The 15,656-nt window shown below is 72.4% G+C and carries 13 protein-coding genes; 5 read left to right on the top strand and 8 right to left on the bottom strand.

What is annotated here, in order from left to right:
- Nucleotides 1–28: 28 nt before the first annotated feature.
- Nucleotides 29–2,410, bottom strand: a complete 2,382-nt coding sequence (locus DEJ50_RS07450) for a collagenase (protein ID WP_190344340.1) — start codon at nt 2,408–2,410, stop codon at nt 29–31.
- Between the two features lie 178 nt (nt 2,411–2,588).
- On the opposite strand from DEJ50_RS07450, the gene DEJ50_RS07455 reads away from it, so the two are divergent.
- Complete coding sequence (locus DEJ50_RS07455; RefSeq protein ID WP_411757585.1) at nt 2,589–3,968, top strand: aminopeptidase P family protein; 1,380 nt, start codon at nt 2,589–2,591, stop codon at nt 3,966–3,968.
- Nucleotides 3,969–4,058: 90 nt separating this feature from the next.
- Here DEJ50_RS07455 and DEJ50_RS07460 read toward each other — a convergent pair whose 3' ends face one another.
- From DEJ50_RS07460 to DEJ50_RS07470, 3 genes are all read right to left on the bottom strand, one after another.
- A complete protein-coding gene (locus tag DEJ50_RS07460; RefSeq protein ID WP_150206793.1) occupies nt 4,059–4,415 on the bottom strand; it encodes a hypothetical protein in 357 nt (118 codons plus the stop codon).
- A gap of 155 nt (nt 4,416–4,570) precedes the next feature.
- Nucleotides 4,571–4,972 (bottom strand): RidA family protein, encoded by a 402-nt coding sequence (locus DEJ50_RS07465; protein ID WP_150206794.1) that lies wholly within the window; start codon nt 4,970–4,972, stop codon nt 4,571–4,573.
- A complete protein-coding gene (locus DEJ50_RS07470) occupies nt 4,969–6,135 on the bottom strand; it encodes an acyl-CoA dehydrogenase family protein (RefSeq protein WP_150206795.1) in 1,167 nt (388 codons plus the stop codon). Before DEJ50_RS07470 ends, DEJ50_RS07465 begins: the two co-directional genes overlap by 4 nt.
- Before the next feature lie 127 nt (nt 6,136–6,262).
- On the opposite strand from DEJ50_RS07470, the gene DEJ50_RS07475 reads away from it, so the two are divergent.
- The 3 genes from DEJ50_RS07475 to DEJ50_RS07485 all read left to right on the top strand — a co-directional run bounded on the left by DEJ50_RS07475 (nt 6,263) and on the right by DEJ50_RS07485 (nt 9,587).
- Nucleotides 6,263–7,861, top strand: a complete 1,599-nt coding sequence (locus tag DEJ50_RS07475) for an AMP-binding protein (protein ID WP_150206796.1) — start codon at nt 6,263–6,265, stop codon at nt 7,859–7,861.
- Nucleotides 7,862–7,865: 4 nt separating this feature from the next.
- Nucleotides 7,866–8,678, top strand: a complete 813-nt coding sequence (locus DEJ50_RS07480; protein WP_150206797.1) for a PaaX family transcriptional regulator C-terminal domain-containing protein — start codon at nt 7,866–7,868, stop codon at nt 8,676–8,678.
- Nucleotides 8,679–8,756: 78 nt separating this feature from the next.
- On the top strand, nt 8,757–9,587 hold the full coding sequence (locus DEJ50_RS07485; protein ID WP_150206798.1) for a GNAT family N-acetyltransferase: 831 nt from the start codon (nt 8,757–8,759) through the stop codon (nt 9,585–9,587).
- 3 nt (nt 9,588–9,590) lie between these two features.
- Here DEJ50_RS07485 and DEJ50_RS07490 read toward each other — a convergent pair whose 3' ends face one another.
- Both DEJ50_RS07490 and DEJ50_RS07495 read right to left on the bottom strand, forming a co-directional pair.
- Complete coding sequence (locus DEJ50_RS07490; RefSeq protein WP_150206799.1) at nt 9,591–11,891, bottom strand: bifunctional salicylyl-CoA 5-hydroxylase/oxidoreductase; 2,301 nt, start codon at nt 11,889–11,891, stop codon at nt 9,591–9,593.
- The gene (locus DEJ50_RS07495; RefSeq protein ID WP_150206800.1) at nt 11,845–12,672 is read right to left on the bottom strand and encodes an enoyl-CoA hydratase family protein; all 828 of its coding nucleotides are present in this window, start codon (nt 12,670–12,672) and stop codon (nt 11,845–11,847) included. The genes DEJ50_RS07490 and DEJ50_RS07495 overlap by 47 nt, the downstream gene beginning before the upstream one ends.
- 150 nt (nt 12,673–12,822) lie before the next feature.
- On the opposite strand from DEJ50_RS07495, the gene DEJ50_RS07500 reads away from it, so the two are divergent.
- Nucleotides 12,823–13,230, top strand: coding sequence for an ATP-binding protein (locus DEJ50_RS07500; protein WP_317852527.1), 408 nt, complete (start codon nt 12,823–12,825; stop codon nt 13,228–13,230).
- Nucleotides 13,231–13,263: 33 nt separating this feature from the next.
- On the opposite strand, the gene argF is transcribed toward DEJ50_RS07500, so the two are convergent.
- Both argF and DEJ50_RS07510 read right to left on the bottom strand, forming a co-directional pair.
- On the bottom strand, nt 13,264–14,274 hold the full coding sequence (gene argF, locus DEJ50_RS07505) for an ornithine carbamoyltransferase (protein WP_150206801.1): 1,011 nt from the start codon (nt 14,272–14,274) through the stop codon (nt 13,264–13,266).
- A gap of 130 nt (nt 14,275–14,404) precedes the next feature.
- Nucleotides 14,405–15,631: an arginine deiminase gene (locus DEJ50_RS07510; protein WP_150206802.1), complete on the bottom strand. Its 1,227-nt coding sequence runs from the start codon at nt 15,629–15,631 to the stop codon at nt 14,405–14,407.
- Between the last annotated feature and the right edge of the window lie 25 nt (nt 15,632–15,656).

A 15,656-nucleotide genomic window follows, 5' to 3' on the forward strand; every position in this document is an offset into this window, starting at 1 on the left:
ACATGGTGTGGCCGATTCCTAGAGGCCATCAGCTGCGCAGCGGACCCTCACAGCTGTAGGAGGAGGTGCCGGCCACCTTGTTCGTCCAGATCTCCACCGGACCGAAGGAGCAGTTCATATCGGCCAGGTTGTTCGAGGCCGCGCCCGCCCGGTCCAGGATGAAGTAGTCCACCGTCTCGGACATGTCCTTGAAGTTCTGGTCGTCGCTGCGCCAGTTCTTCAGGTTCGCGGTGATCCGGCCGGTGCAGGTGAACCGGCGCTTGCCCGGCTCCCCGTTCTCCACGCAGTCCGGGGTGTTGTAGGTGGCCGTGGCGAAGGAGGACTTCACCGAGGCCAGCGCCGAGTCGCGCAGCTGCTCGTTGGGCGTGAACGTGGTGTTCGGCACGAACAGCTGGTCGACCTTGGCGATCTGCGCGTCCAGGAAGCGGTTGTAGTCGCGCTGGAGGTAGGTGTCCGCGCCCAGCCGGTGGCGCCAGGCGTCGTACGCCGCGACGTCGTTGTTGCGCAGGTGGGTGTACATCTCGCGGAGCAGCGAGGGCTTCTCGGTCCAGAGGAACTCGAAGAACGTGCCGGCGTAACTGTAGAAGCGGAATCCGTCGCCCGCGTAGGTGGCGTTGAGGATCTGCTCGACGGTCATCCGCGGGCCGCCGCCGGCGGTGTCGGCGATGACGCTCTTGACCAGGGACTTGCGGACGGCGATGCCGTTGTCGCGGGTGGCGCCGTCGAAGAACTCGGCGGTGCCCTCGTCCATGGCGGTGGTGCGGTCGCCCTCGTACCAGGGGCCCTCGCCGAAGAAGCCCGGAACCGCGAAACGGCCGTTGAGGTAGTGGACGTACTCGTGGCGGAAGAGCTCCTCGAGGGTGAGGGAGGAGTCCTGCGGGACGCGCCGCTCGTAGGTGTAGAAGGTCGCGCCGCGCTCGATGTACACGCCGCCGTTGGCGGTGCCCATGCCCGTGAGGATCGGGTGCAGGTTCGCGTAGTCGGCGCGGGAGGCGTACAGCACGATGTTCAGACTGGAGTTGGGGTCCCCGGCCAGCGGCTGGTCGGCACCGAGCACGCGGTGGAACTGGGCCTTGACCTGCTTGCTCGCGTAGTAGAGCTTGTCGACGGTGGCACGGTCCAGGGCGGTGCGGACGTTGATGGCGCCGTTGTCGTAGGTGTAGGTGTTCGGGAAGAGCCAGGCCTCGATGTCCTGCTTGCAGACGCGGAACTGCTGACACGCGTCGTAGTACTTCACCCAGGACACGATCGCGGCCCACTGCTCGACGCCCCGGCCGAAGGTGCTCTCCACCCGGCCCAGCGCCCAGCCGAGGTCGGCGACCGCCGTGTCGCGCAGGCCGTCGATCTGGCCGAAGCGGCCGAGCTCGGACATGGCGTCGCGCACGACCCAGGCGTTGGCCGATCCCTTGAGGTGGGCGTAGTCGGCGAAGGCCTTGAACACGCCGCGGTACGAGGCGTCCTGGCGGGCCGCGGCGTGGAAGGCGGCGTCCTGGTTGCCCGGGTACACGCCGAGGTAGTTGACGGAGAGCGCGGCCAGCGCGGCTCCGCCCCAGGCCGGGTCGTGGTGGGTGGCCGGGCGGTCCGGGCCCATGGTGGCCAGGACCTTGGTGATCAGACCGAGCTGGTGCTGGCGCAGACCGGGGCCGGAGGCCGCGTACAGGGCCTCGCGCAGGGTGCGGGCGTTGGACGGGGTGACATCGAAGGTGCGGGCGGCGGCACCGAAGTCGGCGACGGCCTTCCGCATGGCCTCGACGGTCGGCGCGTCGGTGACGTCGATCTCCCCGCGCGAGAAGTCGTGGTACACGACCGCGTGCAGGTAGGTGAACATCTCCTCCAGGTGGGAGGAGTTGAGGCCGTCGTGCGAAGCGGCCAGGCCGGATATCCGGCGGGAGACGGCCTGGACGTGGGCGTCGGACATCACCGGGGCCAGGCGGGCGTCCCAGTTCCAGATGATGTCGCGCAGACAGCCGTTGGCCGACACCGCCGGGTCGGCGAGGAAGTCGGCGAACTGCTCGGGGCCGAGGCCGGTGACCCCGTCGAGGGTGCAGGGGACGCCGGCGGCGCGGGCGGCGGGGGCCGCCCGCAGGTCCTTCGCCTTGGCCTTCTCGGACCGGGTGTCCTCGGCCGGGCCGGGGATCCGGGCCCCGTCCTTGGCGTCGGCCGCGCCGTCGGCCTTGGCACTGCCGCCCGGGGCGGGTGCGGGGGCCGGGGTCACCTGGGGGGCCTCGGCCAGGCGCTCGACCTCGTCGAACGGGTTCTCACCATGGGCATGCGCGGCCTGGGGACCGGCGAAGGTGGCGGGCACCGGGGCAGCCTGCTCCGCGGCCTGGGTCACGCTCTGCCCGGCGGAGGCGACAAGGGTGACCGCCACGGCGGTGGCGAGAAGGGAGGAGCGCACAACTCTGCTCATGGACACCAAGAACTCCTGGGTGGAGAGGGAGGTGGGGGATGTAGTGCCTGAACTGCCCTGCTTTACGCGGCATTTGACGTCAGTTCACGTGCCGCGGTGTGAGCTGTAACATAGTAATGTGAAATTGCACTGACAAGACCTGTGCGCCCACCAGTTCGCATCACCTTGGGGAGCCCCCGTGTCCGACGCCGCCGCGCGCCTCAATATCGGCAGTCACGATCTGCCGGTATCAGCAGAGTTGTCCCGCTTCATGAGCGAGGGATGGGCCGCCTCCCCCCTTCCGGACTCGGCCCGCGTCGCCGCCCACGCCGTCACCCCGGCCCGCCGCGCCCGGCTCTCCGCCCGCTTCCCCGGCGAGCGGCTGATCATCCCGGCCGGGGAGCTCAGCGTCCGGTCCAACGACTGCGACTACCGCTTCCGCCCGCACAGCGCCTACGCCTGGCTCACCGGCCTCACCGGCGAGGACCAGGCCGGCCACGTCCTGGTGCTGGAGCCCGCCGGCCCGCACGGCCACGAGGCCGTCCTCTACCTGCGGCCCCGCTCGCCCCGGGCGGACGGCGGTGAGGAGTTCTACCGGGACCGCCGCTACGGCGAGTTCTGGGTCGGCCGCCGCCCCGACCTCGCCGAGGCCGAGCGCCTCACCGGCATCCGCTGCGCCCACCTCGACCGGATCGGCCTCCTCGACGCGGCGGCCGGCCGGGACGCCTCGCGCGACACCGAGCTCGCCGCCGCGCTCGCCGAACTGCGCCTGGTCAAGGACGCCTGGGAGGTGGCGCAGCTGCAACTGGCCGTGGACCACACCACCGCCGGGTTCGAGGACGTCGTACGGGCCCTGCCGCGCGCCCTCGCGCACCCGCGCGGCGAGCGCTGGATCGAGGGGGTGTTCGGCCTGCGGGCCCGCGCCGAGGGCAATGGCACCGGGTACGAGACCATCGCGGCCTCCGGCGCCCACGCCTGCGTCCTGCACTGGATCCGCAACGACGGCCCGCTCGACCGGAACGAGCTGCTCCTGCTGGACGCCGGGGTGGAGACGGACACCCTCTACACCGCCGACATCACCCGCACCCTGCCGCTCTCCGGACGCTTCTCCCCCGTCCAGCGCCAGGTGTACGAGCTGGTGCTGGCCGCCCAGGAGGCGGGTATGGCGGCGCTGCGGCCGGGGGCCAGCTTCCGGGACTTCCACCGGGCCGGCATGCGGGTCATCGCCGAGGGCCTGGCCGAGTGGGGCGTGCTGAAGGACGCCGAGGGCGATCTGCACCGGCGCTACACCCTGTGCAGCAGCGGCCACATGCTCGGCCTGGACGTCCACGACTGCGCCAAGGCGCGCGCCGAGACCTATCTGGACGGCGTGCTGGAGGAGGGCCAGGTACTCACCGTCGAGCCCGGGCTCTACCTCCAGCCCGACGACCTCACGCTCCCCGCCGAACTGCGCGGCATCGGCGTCCGCATCGAGGACGACCTTGTCATCACGGCAGAGGGCGCCCGACTGATGTCGGGCGCCCTGCCGCGCACAGTGGCGGGGATCGAGGAGTGGATGGGGAACCTTTTGGAGGGCTGAGCGCCCTCCGCGGTGACGGAGTGGACGCGCCGGACCGGCTGGACCGATGGACCAGTGGTCCGGCGGACCGTCAGGGATGGCTAGTGGTGGCTAGTGGCCGTGGCCGCCGTAACCGCCGTGGCCGCCCCAGTCGTCGTCATAGCCGCCGTGGCCGCCATGACCGCCCCAGTCGTCATCGTGGTCGCCGCCGCCGTAACCGCCGCGACCCCAGTCCTTCCAGTGGCCGTTGCCACCGTAGCCGTCGTCGTCCCAGTCGTCGTCGTGACCGTCGCCGTTCCAGTACGCGTTGTAGCCTCCGTACCCGGCCCGGTCGTTGTACCAGCGGCCATGGTCGCGGTCACCGCAGCCATCGCCGTAGCCGCGGTGGCCGTCGCACCAGTCGTCGCCGGTCTGCACCAACGGGAGGGTCTGCGGGGCTGCGGCGGCGGAAGCGCCCGTCATGGGCATGAGGCCAAGGGTGACCCCAGCGGCCCCTGCCAGGATTGCCGCACCGATCCTACGGCGCATGTTCATGCACCTCCGAACATAGTTGGCGGATGTGTGCCTAAGGGGCTTTTCCACCGTCCCTCCGTCCCGGCCCGCTGTCAAAAGAACTCGAACACTCAGTCGAGTACGGCGATTCCGTCGAGTTCCACCAACGCCTGTTCATCCCACAGCCGGACCACGCCGACCACCGCCATCGAGGGATAGTCACGACCCGCCAACCGCCGCCAGATCCGCCCCAGTTCGGAGGCATGGGCGCGGTAGTCGGCGACGTCGGCCGCGTACACCGTGACCCGGGCGAGCCGGTCCGGTGTACCACCCGCCGCCGCCAGTACACCAAGCAGGTTGGCCAGTGCCCGCTCGAACTGCTCGGGCAGGGTGGCCCCCACCACCGCGCCCGACCCGTCCAGCGCGGTCTGCCCGGCCAGCATCACCAGGCGCGAGCCGGCCGCCGCCACCACGGCGTGCGAAAAACCGGCGGGCGGGGACAGTTCGGCCGGATTGATGCGCTCCAGGCTCACCGGGCCACCTCCGTCGCCGCCGCCCCCGCCGCCTCCGCTCCGGCAGCCCCTGCCGCCCGGTACAGCTCCCGGGCGATGACCGTGCGCTGCACCTCGCTCGCCCCCTCGTAGATGCGCGGCGCCCGCACCTCCCTGTACAGATGTTCGAGCAAATGGCCGCGTTGCAGGGCATGCGCCCCGTGCAGCTGGACCGCGTGGTCCACTACGTACTGGGCGGTCTCGGTGGCCAGCAGTTTCGCCATCGCCGCCCGCCTCGGGACCTCCGGCGAGCCGCGGTCGTACGCTCCGGCCGCCGCGTACACCAGCAGCCGGGCCGCCTCGGTGCGGGTGGCCATCTCGGCGATCCGGTGGGCCACCGCCTGGAGGTCGCCCAGCACCCCGCCGAAGGCCTCCCGCCGGGCGGTGTGCGCGAGGGCGGCGTCCAGGGCCGCCCGGGCCATGCCCACCGCGAAGGCCCCCACGCTCGGCCGGAACAGGTTGAGGGTCTCCATGGCCACCGCGAACCCGCGGCCCGGCTCCCCCAGCAGGTCCCCGTGGCCGACCGGCACCCGGTCGAAGACCAGCGAACCGATCGGATGCGGCGAGAGCATGTCCAGCCGCTCACCGGTCAGACCGGGGCGGTCGGCCGGCACCAGGAAGGCGGTGACCCCGCGGGCGCCCGCCGCCTCCCCCGTCCGGGCGAACACGGTGTAGAAATCGGCCTCCGGTGCGTTGGAGATCCACCGCTTCTCACCGGTCAGCAGCCACCCCCCGCCGTCCGGCTCCGCCCGCAGGGCCAGTGCGGCGGCATCGGAGCCGGCCCCCGGCTCGCTCAGTGCGAACGCGGCCACCACCGTGCCCTGCCGTACGCCCGGCAGCCAGCGCTCGCGCTGGGCCGCGCTCCCGGCGGTCAGTACCGGGTGCGCGCCCAGCCCCTGCAGGGCCAGGGCCGTCTCCGCCTCGGTGCACCCGTAGGCCAGCGACTCGCGCATCAGGCACAGCTCCAGCGCCCCGGAGCCGAAGAGCCGTTCCAGCAGGCCGAGTTCCCCCAGGGCCGCCAGCAGCGGCCGGTTGACGCGGCCCGGCTCGCCCTTCTCGGCGAGGGGCCGCAGCCGGTCGACCGCCAGGGCGCGCAGCCGCCCGGCCCATTCCTCTTGTTCGGTCTCAAGCGCGAATACGGGCATCCGGTCCCCTGTTTTATCGCGTTCAGTTGACTGTCGTAACCAACACGATACGCTCGTTCCGCGACCGCACGGCCGGCTCCACCCCACTTCCGGACCGTTGCAAGGGGGCGATCCCGCCTTGGAACTCATGCCTTCCGCCCACACCGACACTTTCGCGCGCGACCATCTGCCACCCGCCCACGCATGGCCGGAACTGCTGTTCCAGTTGCCCGGACTGGCCTATCCGGACCGGCTGAACTGCGGGTCCGAGCTGCTGGACGGCACGGTCGCGCGGTTCGGCGCCGACCGCCCGGCCTTCCGCACCGCCGACGGGGAGGTGTGGAGCTACGGCGAACTCCTGGAGCGGGTGGACCGCATCGCCCATGTGCTCACCGCCGACCTGGGGGTGGTGCCCGGCAACCGGGTCCTGCTGCGCGGGCCGACCGGCCCCTGGCTGGCCGCCTGCTGGCTGGCGGTGATGAAGGCGGGCGCGGTGGCCGTCACCGTGCTGGACCGGCAGCGCGCCCAGGAACTGGCCACGGTCAGCTCCATGGCCCATGTCACGCACGCCCTCTGCCACTCCTCCGCCCTGGCCGACCTGGACCGGGCCGCGGTGCCCGGCCTGCGGATCACCCCGTACGGCGGGGACGGCCCCGAGGACCTGCTGCACCTGGCCGGCCGGCACCACGGCCGGCCCTTCCGGGCCGTGGACACCTCCGCCGACGACGTGGCGCTGATCGCCTTCACCTCCGGGACCACCGGGCGCCCCAAGGGCTGTATGCACTTCCACCGGGACGTGCTGGCCGTCGCCGACACCTTCTCCCGCGAGGTGCTGCGCCCCCGCCCCGACGATGTGTTCGCGGGCAGTCCGCCCCTCGGCTTCACCTTCGGCCTGGGCGGACTCGTGGTCTTCCCGCTGCGGGCCGGGGCCTCGGCGCTGCTGCTGGAGCAGGCCGGGCCCAAGCAGCTGCTGCCCGCCCTGGCCGAGCACCGGGTGACCGTCCTGTTCACCGCCCCCACCGCCTACCGGGCCATGCTCGGGGAACTCGACGGGCACGACCTGTCGGCCCTGCGCCGCTGCGTCTCGGCGGGCGAGAACCTGCCGGCGGCGACCTGGGAGGCCTGGTACGGCCGGACCGGTCTGCGGATCATCAACGGCATCGGGGCCACCGAGCTGCTGCACATCTTCATCTCCGCCGCCGACGAGGACATCCGCCCCGGTACCACCGGCCGGGCGGTCCCGGGCTGGCAGGCCCGGGTGGTGGACCGGGAGGGCCGGCCGGTGGCGGACAACCAGCCGGGACTGCTCGCGGTGCGCGGCCCGGTGGGCTGCCGGTACCTGGCCGACCCCCGGCAGGGCGAATACGTCCGGGACGGCTGGAACCTCACGGGTGACACCTACATCCGCGACCCCGACGGCTACTTCACCTATGTGGCCCGCGCCGACGACATGATCGTCTCGTCCGGGTACAACATCGCCGGACCGGAGGTCGAGGAGGCGCTGCTGCGCCACCCGGACGTGGTGGAGGCCGCCGTGGTGGGCCGTCCGGACCCGGCCCGGGGCCAGATCGTGGTGGCGTACACGGTGACCCGGGAGGGGGCGGGTGTCTCGGAGGACGCCCTGCGGGCCTTTATGAAGGCCGAACTGGCCCCGCACAAGTGCCCGCGGTCGTTCGTCTTCCTGCCCGCCCTGCCCCGGACCGCCACCGGCAAACTGCAACGCTTCCGGCTGCGCGATCTAGAGTGAACCCGTGGCCGAGCAGCACACCCCGCGTTCCCTGATCGTCACCTTCTACGGAGCCTACGGAAGGACCGCCGAGGGGCCCGTCCCCGTGTCCGCGCTGATCCGCCTGCTGGGCGCGGCCGGGGTGGACGCCCCCTCGGTCCGCTCCTCGGTGTCCCGGCTCAAGCGGCGCGGCTTCCTGTTCCCCGCCCGGGCGGCGGACGGCTCGGCCGGATACGCCCTCTCGGACGAGGCCCGCGAGCTGCTGGAGGACGGGGACCGCCGGATCTACGCCCAGCCGCCGCCGGAGGACGGACAGGAGCCGGCCTGGCTGCTGGCCACCTTCTCGGTGCCGGAACAGGAACGGCACAAGCGGCACCTGCTGCGCTCCCGGCTGGCCCGGCTCGGCTTCGGCACGGTCGCGCCGGGTCTGTGGATCGCCCCGGCCCGTCTGGAGGACGAGACCCGGCACACCCTGGACCGGCTCCAGCTCACCTCGTACGTGGAACTGTTCCGCGGCGCCCACCTCGGTTTCGCCCCGACGGCGGAGGCGGTGGCCCGCTGGTGGGACCTGACCGCGCTGGCCAAGCAGCACGAGGAGTTCCTGGACCTGCACGAACCGGTGCTCCGGGCCCTCCAGTCGGGCCCGGCCCCGGAACCGGAAGCCGCCTACCGCGACTACCTGCTGGCCCTGGACACCTGGCGCCGGCTCCCCTATGCGGACCCCGGCCTCCCCCGCCCCCTGCTCCCGTCGGACTGGCCGGGTGACCGTTCGGCGGCGGTGTTCGGGGAGCTGCACACCCGGCTGCGGGACACCGGGGCGAAGTTCACGGACCTCTGAAACCGGCTGAAACCCCGGCGCTCCGGTGCCTTGGAAAACCCGGGTGCGGCAGGGCGGCCGGGTCCGCGACCATGGACCATGACCTGGACTTTCACCCGTGACCTGGGCGCGTATCTGAGCGCTGCCGGGCCCGCCGTGGCCGCCCGGCCCGTGGTGCACACCATGCTGCTGACCGTGGCCGATGCCCTGGAGCGGCGCGGGCCGCATGCCTTCGGGGCCGAGGATCCCTTCTTCGGGTGGTGGACCGGGACGGACGGGGTGGTCTCGGGGGCGCTGCTGTGCACCCCGCCGCATCCGGTGCTGCTGGGGGCGGTTCCGGCGGAGGCGGTGGCCGCGCTGGCCGGCGGGGCCCTGCCGGGGCCGGTCGGCGGGTTCAACGCCCGCCGGGCCGATGCGGCGGTGCTGGCCGCGGGCTGGGGGCGGCCGAGCCGGGTCGAGGAGGAGCTGCGGCTGTACCGCCTGGAGGGGCTGGCGCCACCGGACCCGGCGCCGGCGGGCCGGTCCCGGCCGGCCGGCGAAGCGGACCTGGCGCTCGCACTGGACTGGTTCGCCGCCTTCGCGGCGGAGCTCGGCGAACCCGGGCCGCCGCCCGAGGCCGCGGTCCGGGACCGGATCTCCTACGGCGGGCTGCTGGTGTGGGAGGACGGCGGCGGCCCCGTCTCCATGGCCGGGTTCTCCCGCCCGCTGGCGGGCACCTCCCGGATCTTCCCGGTCTACACCCCGCCCGAGCTCCGGGGCCGCGGCTATGCGGCCGGGGCCACGGCCGCCGCGAGCCGCGCCGCCCGGGCGGCGGGCGCCGCCGAGGTGCTGCTCTTCACCGACCTCGCCAATCCGACCAGCAACGGGATCTACCTCCGGCTGGGCTACCGGCCGGTGGAGGACCGGGTCGTTCTCACCCCGGCCGGCTGAGCTTCACCCCTTGCCCGTCGGGGGCTTGCGGCTGCCGGCCCGGTAGGGGGCCGGCCAGGGAGCGGCAGCGCCCTCGTAGTCCTGGTCGGCCGCCGCGTGCAGGGTCCAGTGCGGGTCGTACAGATGGGGGCGGGCCAGGGCGCAGAGGTCGGCGCGGCCCGCCAGCAGCAGGGAGTTGACGTCGTCCCAGGAGGAGATCGCCCCGACCGCGATCACCGGAACGCCGAGGGTGTTGCGGATGCGGTCGGCGTACGGGGTCTGGTACGAGCGGCCGTACTCGGGGGTCTCCTCCGCCACCACCTGGCCGGTGGAGACGTCGATCGCGTCGGCGCCGTGGGCGGCGAAGGCGGCGGCGATGGCCACCGCGTCCTCCTCGGTGGTGCCGCCGGGTGCCCAGTCGGTGGCCGAGATCCGGACCGTCATCGGCCGCTCGGGCGGCCAGACCGCGCGGACCGCGTCGAAGACCTCCAGCGGGAAGCGGAGGCGGTTCTCCAGGGTGCCCCCGTAGGCGTCGGTCCGCCGGTTGGTGAGCGGGGAGAGGAATCCGGACAGCAGGTAGCCGTGGGCGCAGTGCAGTTCGAGGAGGTCGAACCCGCAGCGGGCGGCCCGGACCGCGGCTTCGGTGAACTCCTCGCGGATGCGGGTGAGTTCCGCCGGCGACAGGGCGCGGGGCGTCTGGTTGACCCCGGGCCGGTAGGGCAGCGGGGAGGCGGCTGCCACCGGCCAGTTGCCGTCCGGCAGGGGCTGGTCGATGCCCTCCCACATCAGCCGGGTGGATCCCTTGCGGCCGGAGTGGCCGAGCTGGACTCCGAGGGCGGTGCCGGGTGCGGAGGTGTGCACGAACTCCGCGATCCGCCCCCAGGCGGCGGCCTGCTCGTCGGTGTACAGGCCGGCGCAGCCCGGGGTGATCCGGCCTTCGGGGGAAACGCACACCATCTCGGTCATCACCAGGCCGGCCCCGCCGAGCGCCCGCGCGCCGAGGTGGACCAGGTGCAGGTCCCCGGGCAGTCCGTCCCGGGCGGAGTACAGGTCCATCGGGGAGACCACCACCCGGTTGCGCAGGGTCAGCCCGCGCAGCCGGTACGGGGTGAACATGGGCGGGGTGGCCTCGTCCGGGCAGCCGAAGTCCCGTTCGACGGTGCGGGTGAAGCGGGCGTCGCGCAGCCTCAGGTTGTCGTGGGTGACCCGGCGGCTGCGGGTGAGCAGGTTGAAGGCGAACTGCCGGGCGGGCTGGTCGACGTATCCGGCCAGGTTCTCGAACCAGCGCATGCTGGCGGCTGCCGCGCGCTGGGTGGAGGCGACCGCGGGGCGGCGGGCCTCCTCGTACGCGGCGAGGGCGGCGGGCAGGCCGTCGGCCGTGGCGACGGCGGCGGCCAGGGCCGCCGCGTCCTCCACGGCGAGTTTGGTGCCGGAACCGATGGAGAAGTGGGCGGTGTGGGCGGCGTCGCCCAGCAGGACGGTGTTGCCGTGCGACCAGCGTTCGTTGACCACGGTGCGGAAGGCGGTCCAGGCGGACTTGTTGCCGGTGAGTCCCCGGCCGCGCAGCGCCTCGCCGAAGGTCTTGGCGCAGCGGGCGGCCGATTCGCTCTCGTCGCACCGGTCGAATCCGGCGGCCCGCCACACCTCCTCCCGCATCTCGACGATCACCGTGGAGGCGTCGGCGGCGTAGGGGTAGGCGTGCAGTTGCATGACGCCGTGTTCGGTCTCGGCGATCTCGAACCGGAAGGCTTCGACGGCGAAGTCGGCGGACAGCCAGATGTAGCGGCAGCGGCCGGTGGTGAGGGTGGGCCGGAAGTGCTCTGCGCCGGCGGTGCGGAGGCCGCTGTGCACTCCGTCCGCGGCCACCACCAGGTCGTACGAGGAGCCGAGCGCGGCGGCGTCCGGTGCCTCGGTGTGGAACCGGAGGGTGACGCCGAGGCCGGTGCAGCGCCGGTGCAGGATCTCCAGCAGCCGGCGCCTGCCGAGGGCGGCGAAGCCGTGGCCGCCGGAGGTGAGGAGCCGGCCGCGGTGCACGATGTCGATGTCGTCCCAGCGGACGAACTCGGCGCACAGCGCCCGGTACACCTCGGGGTCGGCGCTTTCGATGCCGCCGAGGGTCTCGTCGGAGAGGACCACGCCGAAGCCGAAGGTGTCGTCGGGGGCGTTGCGCTCCCATACGTCCACCCGGTGGCCCTGGCGGGCCAGCAGGGCTGCCGCATAGAGGCCGCCGGGCCCGCCGCCGGCGACCGCGACCCGCAGGGTGCCGCCGTGCACGGCGCTACCGTCCCCGCCAGGCGGGCGCCCGTTTGGCGGTGAAGGCCGCATGGAACTCGGCGTAGTCCTGGCCGTTCATCAGCAGGGCCTGGGTGGCGGCATCGAGTTCCACCGAGGCGGCCAGGGGCATGTCGAGTTCGGCGGTGAGCAGGGCCTTGGTCTGCGCGTAGGCGAGGGCCGGGCCGGCCGCAAGGTGGGCGGCGAGTTCGGCGGCGCGGGTGGCGGCCTTGCCTTCCTCGGTGACCTCGCTGAGCAGCCCGATCCGCTCGGCCTCGGCGGCGTGGACGGGTTCGCCGAGCATCAGCAGCCGGGTGGCGTGGCCGAGGCCCACGACGCGGGGCAGCAGGTATGCGGCGCCCATGTCGCCGCCGGAGAGGCCGACCCGGGTGAAGAGGAAGGCGAACCGGGCGGTGGGGTCGGCGATGCGGAAGTCGGCGGCGAGGGCCAGGACGGCTCCGGCGCCGGCCGCCACCCCGTGGACGGCTGCGATGACGGGGAAGGGGCATTCGCGGACGGCCCGGACCACCTGGCCGGTCATCCGGTTGAAGTCGAGGAGTTGGGCGGTGTCCATGGCGAGGGTGGCACCGATGATCTCGTCCACGTCTCCGCCGGAGCAGAAGCCGCGGCCCTCGCCACCGAGGACCAGGGCCCGGACGGAGCGTTCGCGGGAGAGTTCGGCGAGCAGATCGCGCAGGTCGGCGTAGGCGCCGAAGGTAAGCGCGTTCAGCTTTTCGGGGCGGTCGAGGGTGACGGTGGCCACGCCGTCCTGCCGGGTGACCCGGAGGTGGCGCCACCGTTCGGTGCCGGCTGCGGAACCAGTGAAGGGGCTCACGTCTCCGACGGTAACACTGTTTGGTGACTGCCGTCACAGAAACGCGACACACGGGTCTACGCAGCGACGCTCGCACTGCTTCGTTGAAAGTAGGATTTCTCCACGGCTTCTTCACGCGCCGGCCCCGACCACGGAACGGACGGTCCCGCCTTGCCCGACGCCTCCTGGCGGATCGCTCTGCCGCACACCACCGCGGCTGTTCCGATGGCCCGCGCCCTGGTGCGCACCGCACTCGCCGACATCGACGCGCCGGCCGACAGCGGCACTGCGGAACTGCTCACCGCGGAGCTGGTCGCCAATGCGGTGGAGCACACCGGCGGGCCCGTCGAGCTGGTGGTGGAACTGCTGCCGAACGGGTGTCAGGTCGAGGTGCACGACGGCGACCCCCGGCCGCCCGGCGATCTGGTGGCGCAGCCGGGCGACGGCTGCCCCGACCCCTGGCAGGAGCACGGCCGCGGCCTGCTGCTGATCCGCGCACTCAGCTCCGCCTGCGGCCACCGGCCGACCGCGCGGGGCAAGGCGGTGTGGTTCACCCTGCCCGCGCGCCCCGGCGCATAGGCGGCGTATCGGCGACGCATGAGCGGCGTATGACTATGCGCGGGGGCGGTCCAGGGTGGCGACCAGCACGGCCTTGATGGTGTGCAGCCGGTTCTCGGCCTCGTCGAAGACCACCGAGTGCGCCGACTCGAAGACCTCGTCGGTGACCTCCAGGGAGTCCAGCCCGTGCCGGTCGTAGATCTCCCGCCCGACCTTGGTGTCCAGGTCGTGGAAGGCCGGCAGGCAGTGCAGGAACTTCACCTCGGGATTGCCGGTGGCGCGCAGCACGTCCATGGTGACGGCGTAGCCGGCCAGCGCCCTGATCCGCTCGTCCCAGACCTCCTTGGGCTCCCCCATGGAGACCCACACGTCGGTGGCGACGAAATCGGCCTGCGCGACCCCCTCCGCCACGTTCTCGGTGAGGGTGATCCGGGCGCCCGAGGTTTCGGCGACGGCCCGGGCCCGGGCCACCACCTGCTCGGCCGGCCAGTAGGTCTTCGGCGCCACGATCCGTACGTCCATGCCGAGCAGCGCCCCGGTCACCAGGTAGGAGTTGCCCATGTTGAACCGGGCGTCGCCGAGGTAGGCGAAGGAGATCCGCTCCAGCGGCTTCGCCGTGTGCTCGGTCATGGTGAGCACGTCGGCCAGCATCTGGGTGGGGTGCCAGTCGTCGGTCAGCCCGTTGTAGACCGGGACGCCCGCCGAGGCGGAGAGGGCCTCGACGGCTTCCTGGCTGTCACCCCGGTACTGGATGGCATCGAACATCCGGCCGAGCACCCGGGCGGTGTCCCTGACCGACTCCTTGTGCCCGATCTGGGAACCGGAGGGGTCCAGATAGGTGGTGTGGGCGCCCTGGTCGGCGGCGGCCACCTCGAACGCGCAGCGGGTGCGCGTGGAGGTCTTCTCGAAGATCAGCGCGATGTTGCGCCCCTGGAGCCGGCGCTCCTCGGCACCCGCCCGCTTGGCCGCCTTGAGTTCCGCGGCCAGCGCGATCAGACCGCGGAACTCGGCGGCGGTGAAGTCGAGCTCCTTGAGGAAACTGCGGCCGGCGAGGTCGATGGCCATGGGGGCGCTCCTGGATCACACGGACAGGGGATGATGGAAGTCTATACGATCCCCTGCATCAGTATTCAGTACTGGTGTGCAGTCTCACACTGCGGCCCCCACTGCGCCCCCACAGCAGCCCGCGCCGGGCTCAGACCGGATCGCGTTCCACCGGGCAGCTCATGCAGCGCGGCCCGCCCCGGCCCCTCCCCAGCTCGCTGCCCGGGATCTCGATCACTTCGATCCCCTCCTTGCGCAGATGGGTGTTGGTGGTGACGTTCCGCTCGTACGCGATCACCACCCCCGGCTCCACGGCGAGCACATTGCACCCGTCGTCCCACTGCTCCCGCTCCGCCGAGTGCACGTCCTGGGTGGCCGTCAGCACCCGGATGGAATCCAGCCCGAGGGCCGCCGCGATGGCCCGGTGCATGTGCTCCGGCGGATGGTCGGTGACCTTCAGCTCCCGGTCCGCGCTGCCCGGCTCGATCGTGTAGGAGCGCAGCATGCCCAGCCCCGCGTACTGGGTGAAGGTGTCCGCGTCGACCATCGTCATCACCGTGTCGAGGTGCATGAAGGCCCGGCTCTTCGGCATGTCCAGCGCCACGATGGTGCGCGCCGAGCCGGCCGCGAACAGTCCGCGGGCCAGCATCTCCACCGCCTGCGGGGTGGTCCGCTCGCTCATCCCGATCAGCACCGCGCCGTTGCCGATGACCAGGACGTCCCCGCCCTCGATGGTGGACGGGTAGTCCGCCTGGCCCTGGGACCAGTAGTGGAAGGCCCCGGAGGCGGTGAACAGCGGATGGTGCTTGTAGATGGCCTCGAAGTGCACGGTCTCCCGCTGCCGGGCCGGCCAGCGCATGGCGTTGATGGAGACCCCGTCGTAGATCCAGGCGGAGGTGTCCCGGGTGAACAGGTGGTTGGGCAGCGGGCCCAGCAGGAAGCCGTCCAGGTCCAGGGCGTGGAAGCGGACCGACACCGGCTCGGCGTGCCGCTCCAGGAACTCCCGCTTGGTCATCCCGCCCACCAGCGCCTCGGCCAGTTCCGCGGAGGGCAACTCGTCGAACACGGCCCGCAGGTGGTCGGTGGCGAGCGGCCCGTACTCCTTCTCGTCGAAGACCCGGTCCAGCACCAGCCGGCGGGCCTCGGTGACGTCCAGCGCCTCGGCCAGCAGATCGCCGAACAGGTGGACCTCCACTCCCCGGTCGCGCAGTACGTCGGCGAATCCGTCGTGCTCCTGCCGGGCCCGTCTGACCCACAGCACGTCGTCGAAGAGCAACGCGTCCTTGTTGCTCGGGGTGAGCCGCTTCAGCTCCAGGTCGGGCCGGTGCAATATGACGCGGCGCAGCCGCCCGGTCTCGGAGTCGACATGGAATCCCATGCCGTACACGTTCGCAGACCGGGCG

The organism is Streptomyces venezuelae, from assembly GCF_008642295.1.
In the GTDB taxonomy this organism is placed as follows: domain Bacteria; phylum Actinomycetota; class Actinomycetes; order Streptomycetales; family Streptomycetaceae; genus Streptomyces; species Streptomyces venezuelae_C.

What these genes read in the sequence shown, in the direction of transcription:
- DEJ50_RS07510 (WP_150206802.1), bottom strand. Translation starts at nt 15,631, where the DNA reads ATGGGATTCCATGTCGACTCCGAGACCGGGCGGCTGCGCCGCGTCATA.
- DEJ50_RS07450 (WP_190344340.1), bottom strand. Translation starts at nt 2,410, where the DNA reads ATGAGCAGAGTTGTGCGCTCCTCCCTTCTCGCCACCGCCGTGGCGGTC.
- argF (WP_150206801.1), bottom strand. Translation starts at nt 14,274, where the DNA reads ATGGCCATCGACCTCGCCGGCCGCAGTTTCCTCAAGGAGCTCGACTTC.
- DEJ50_RS07470 (WP_150206795.1), bottom strand. Translation starts at nt 6,135, where the DNA reads ATGCCCGTATTCGCGCTTGAGACCGAACAAGAGGAATGGGCCGGGCGG.
- DEJ50_RS07485 (WP_150206798.1), top strand. Translation starts at nt 8,757, where the DNA reads ATGACCTGGACTTTCACCCGTGACCTGGGCGCGTATCTGAGCGCTGCC.
- DEJ50_RS07460 (WP_150206793.1), bottom strand. Translation starts at nt 4,415, where the DNA reads ATGCCCATGACGGGCGCTTCCGCCGCCGCAGCCCCGCAGACCCTCCCG.
- DEJ50_RS07490 (WP_150206799.1), bottom strand. Translation starts at nt 11,891, where the DNA reads ATGCGGCCTTCACCGCCAAACGGGCGCCCGCCTGGCGGGGACGGTAGC.
- DEJ50_RS07475 (WP_150206796.1), top strand. Translation starts at nt 6,263, where the DNA reads ATGCCTTCCGCCCACACCGACACTTTCGCGCGCGACCATCTGCCACCC.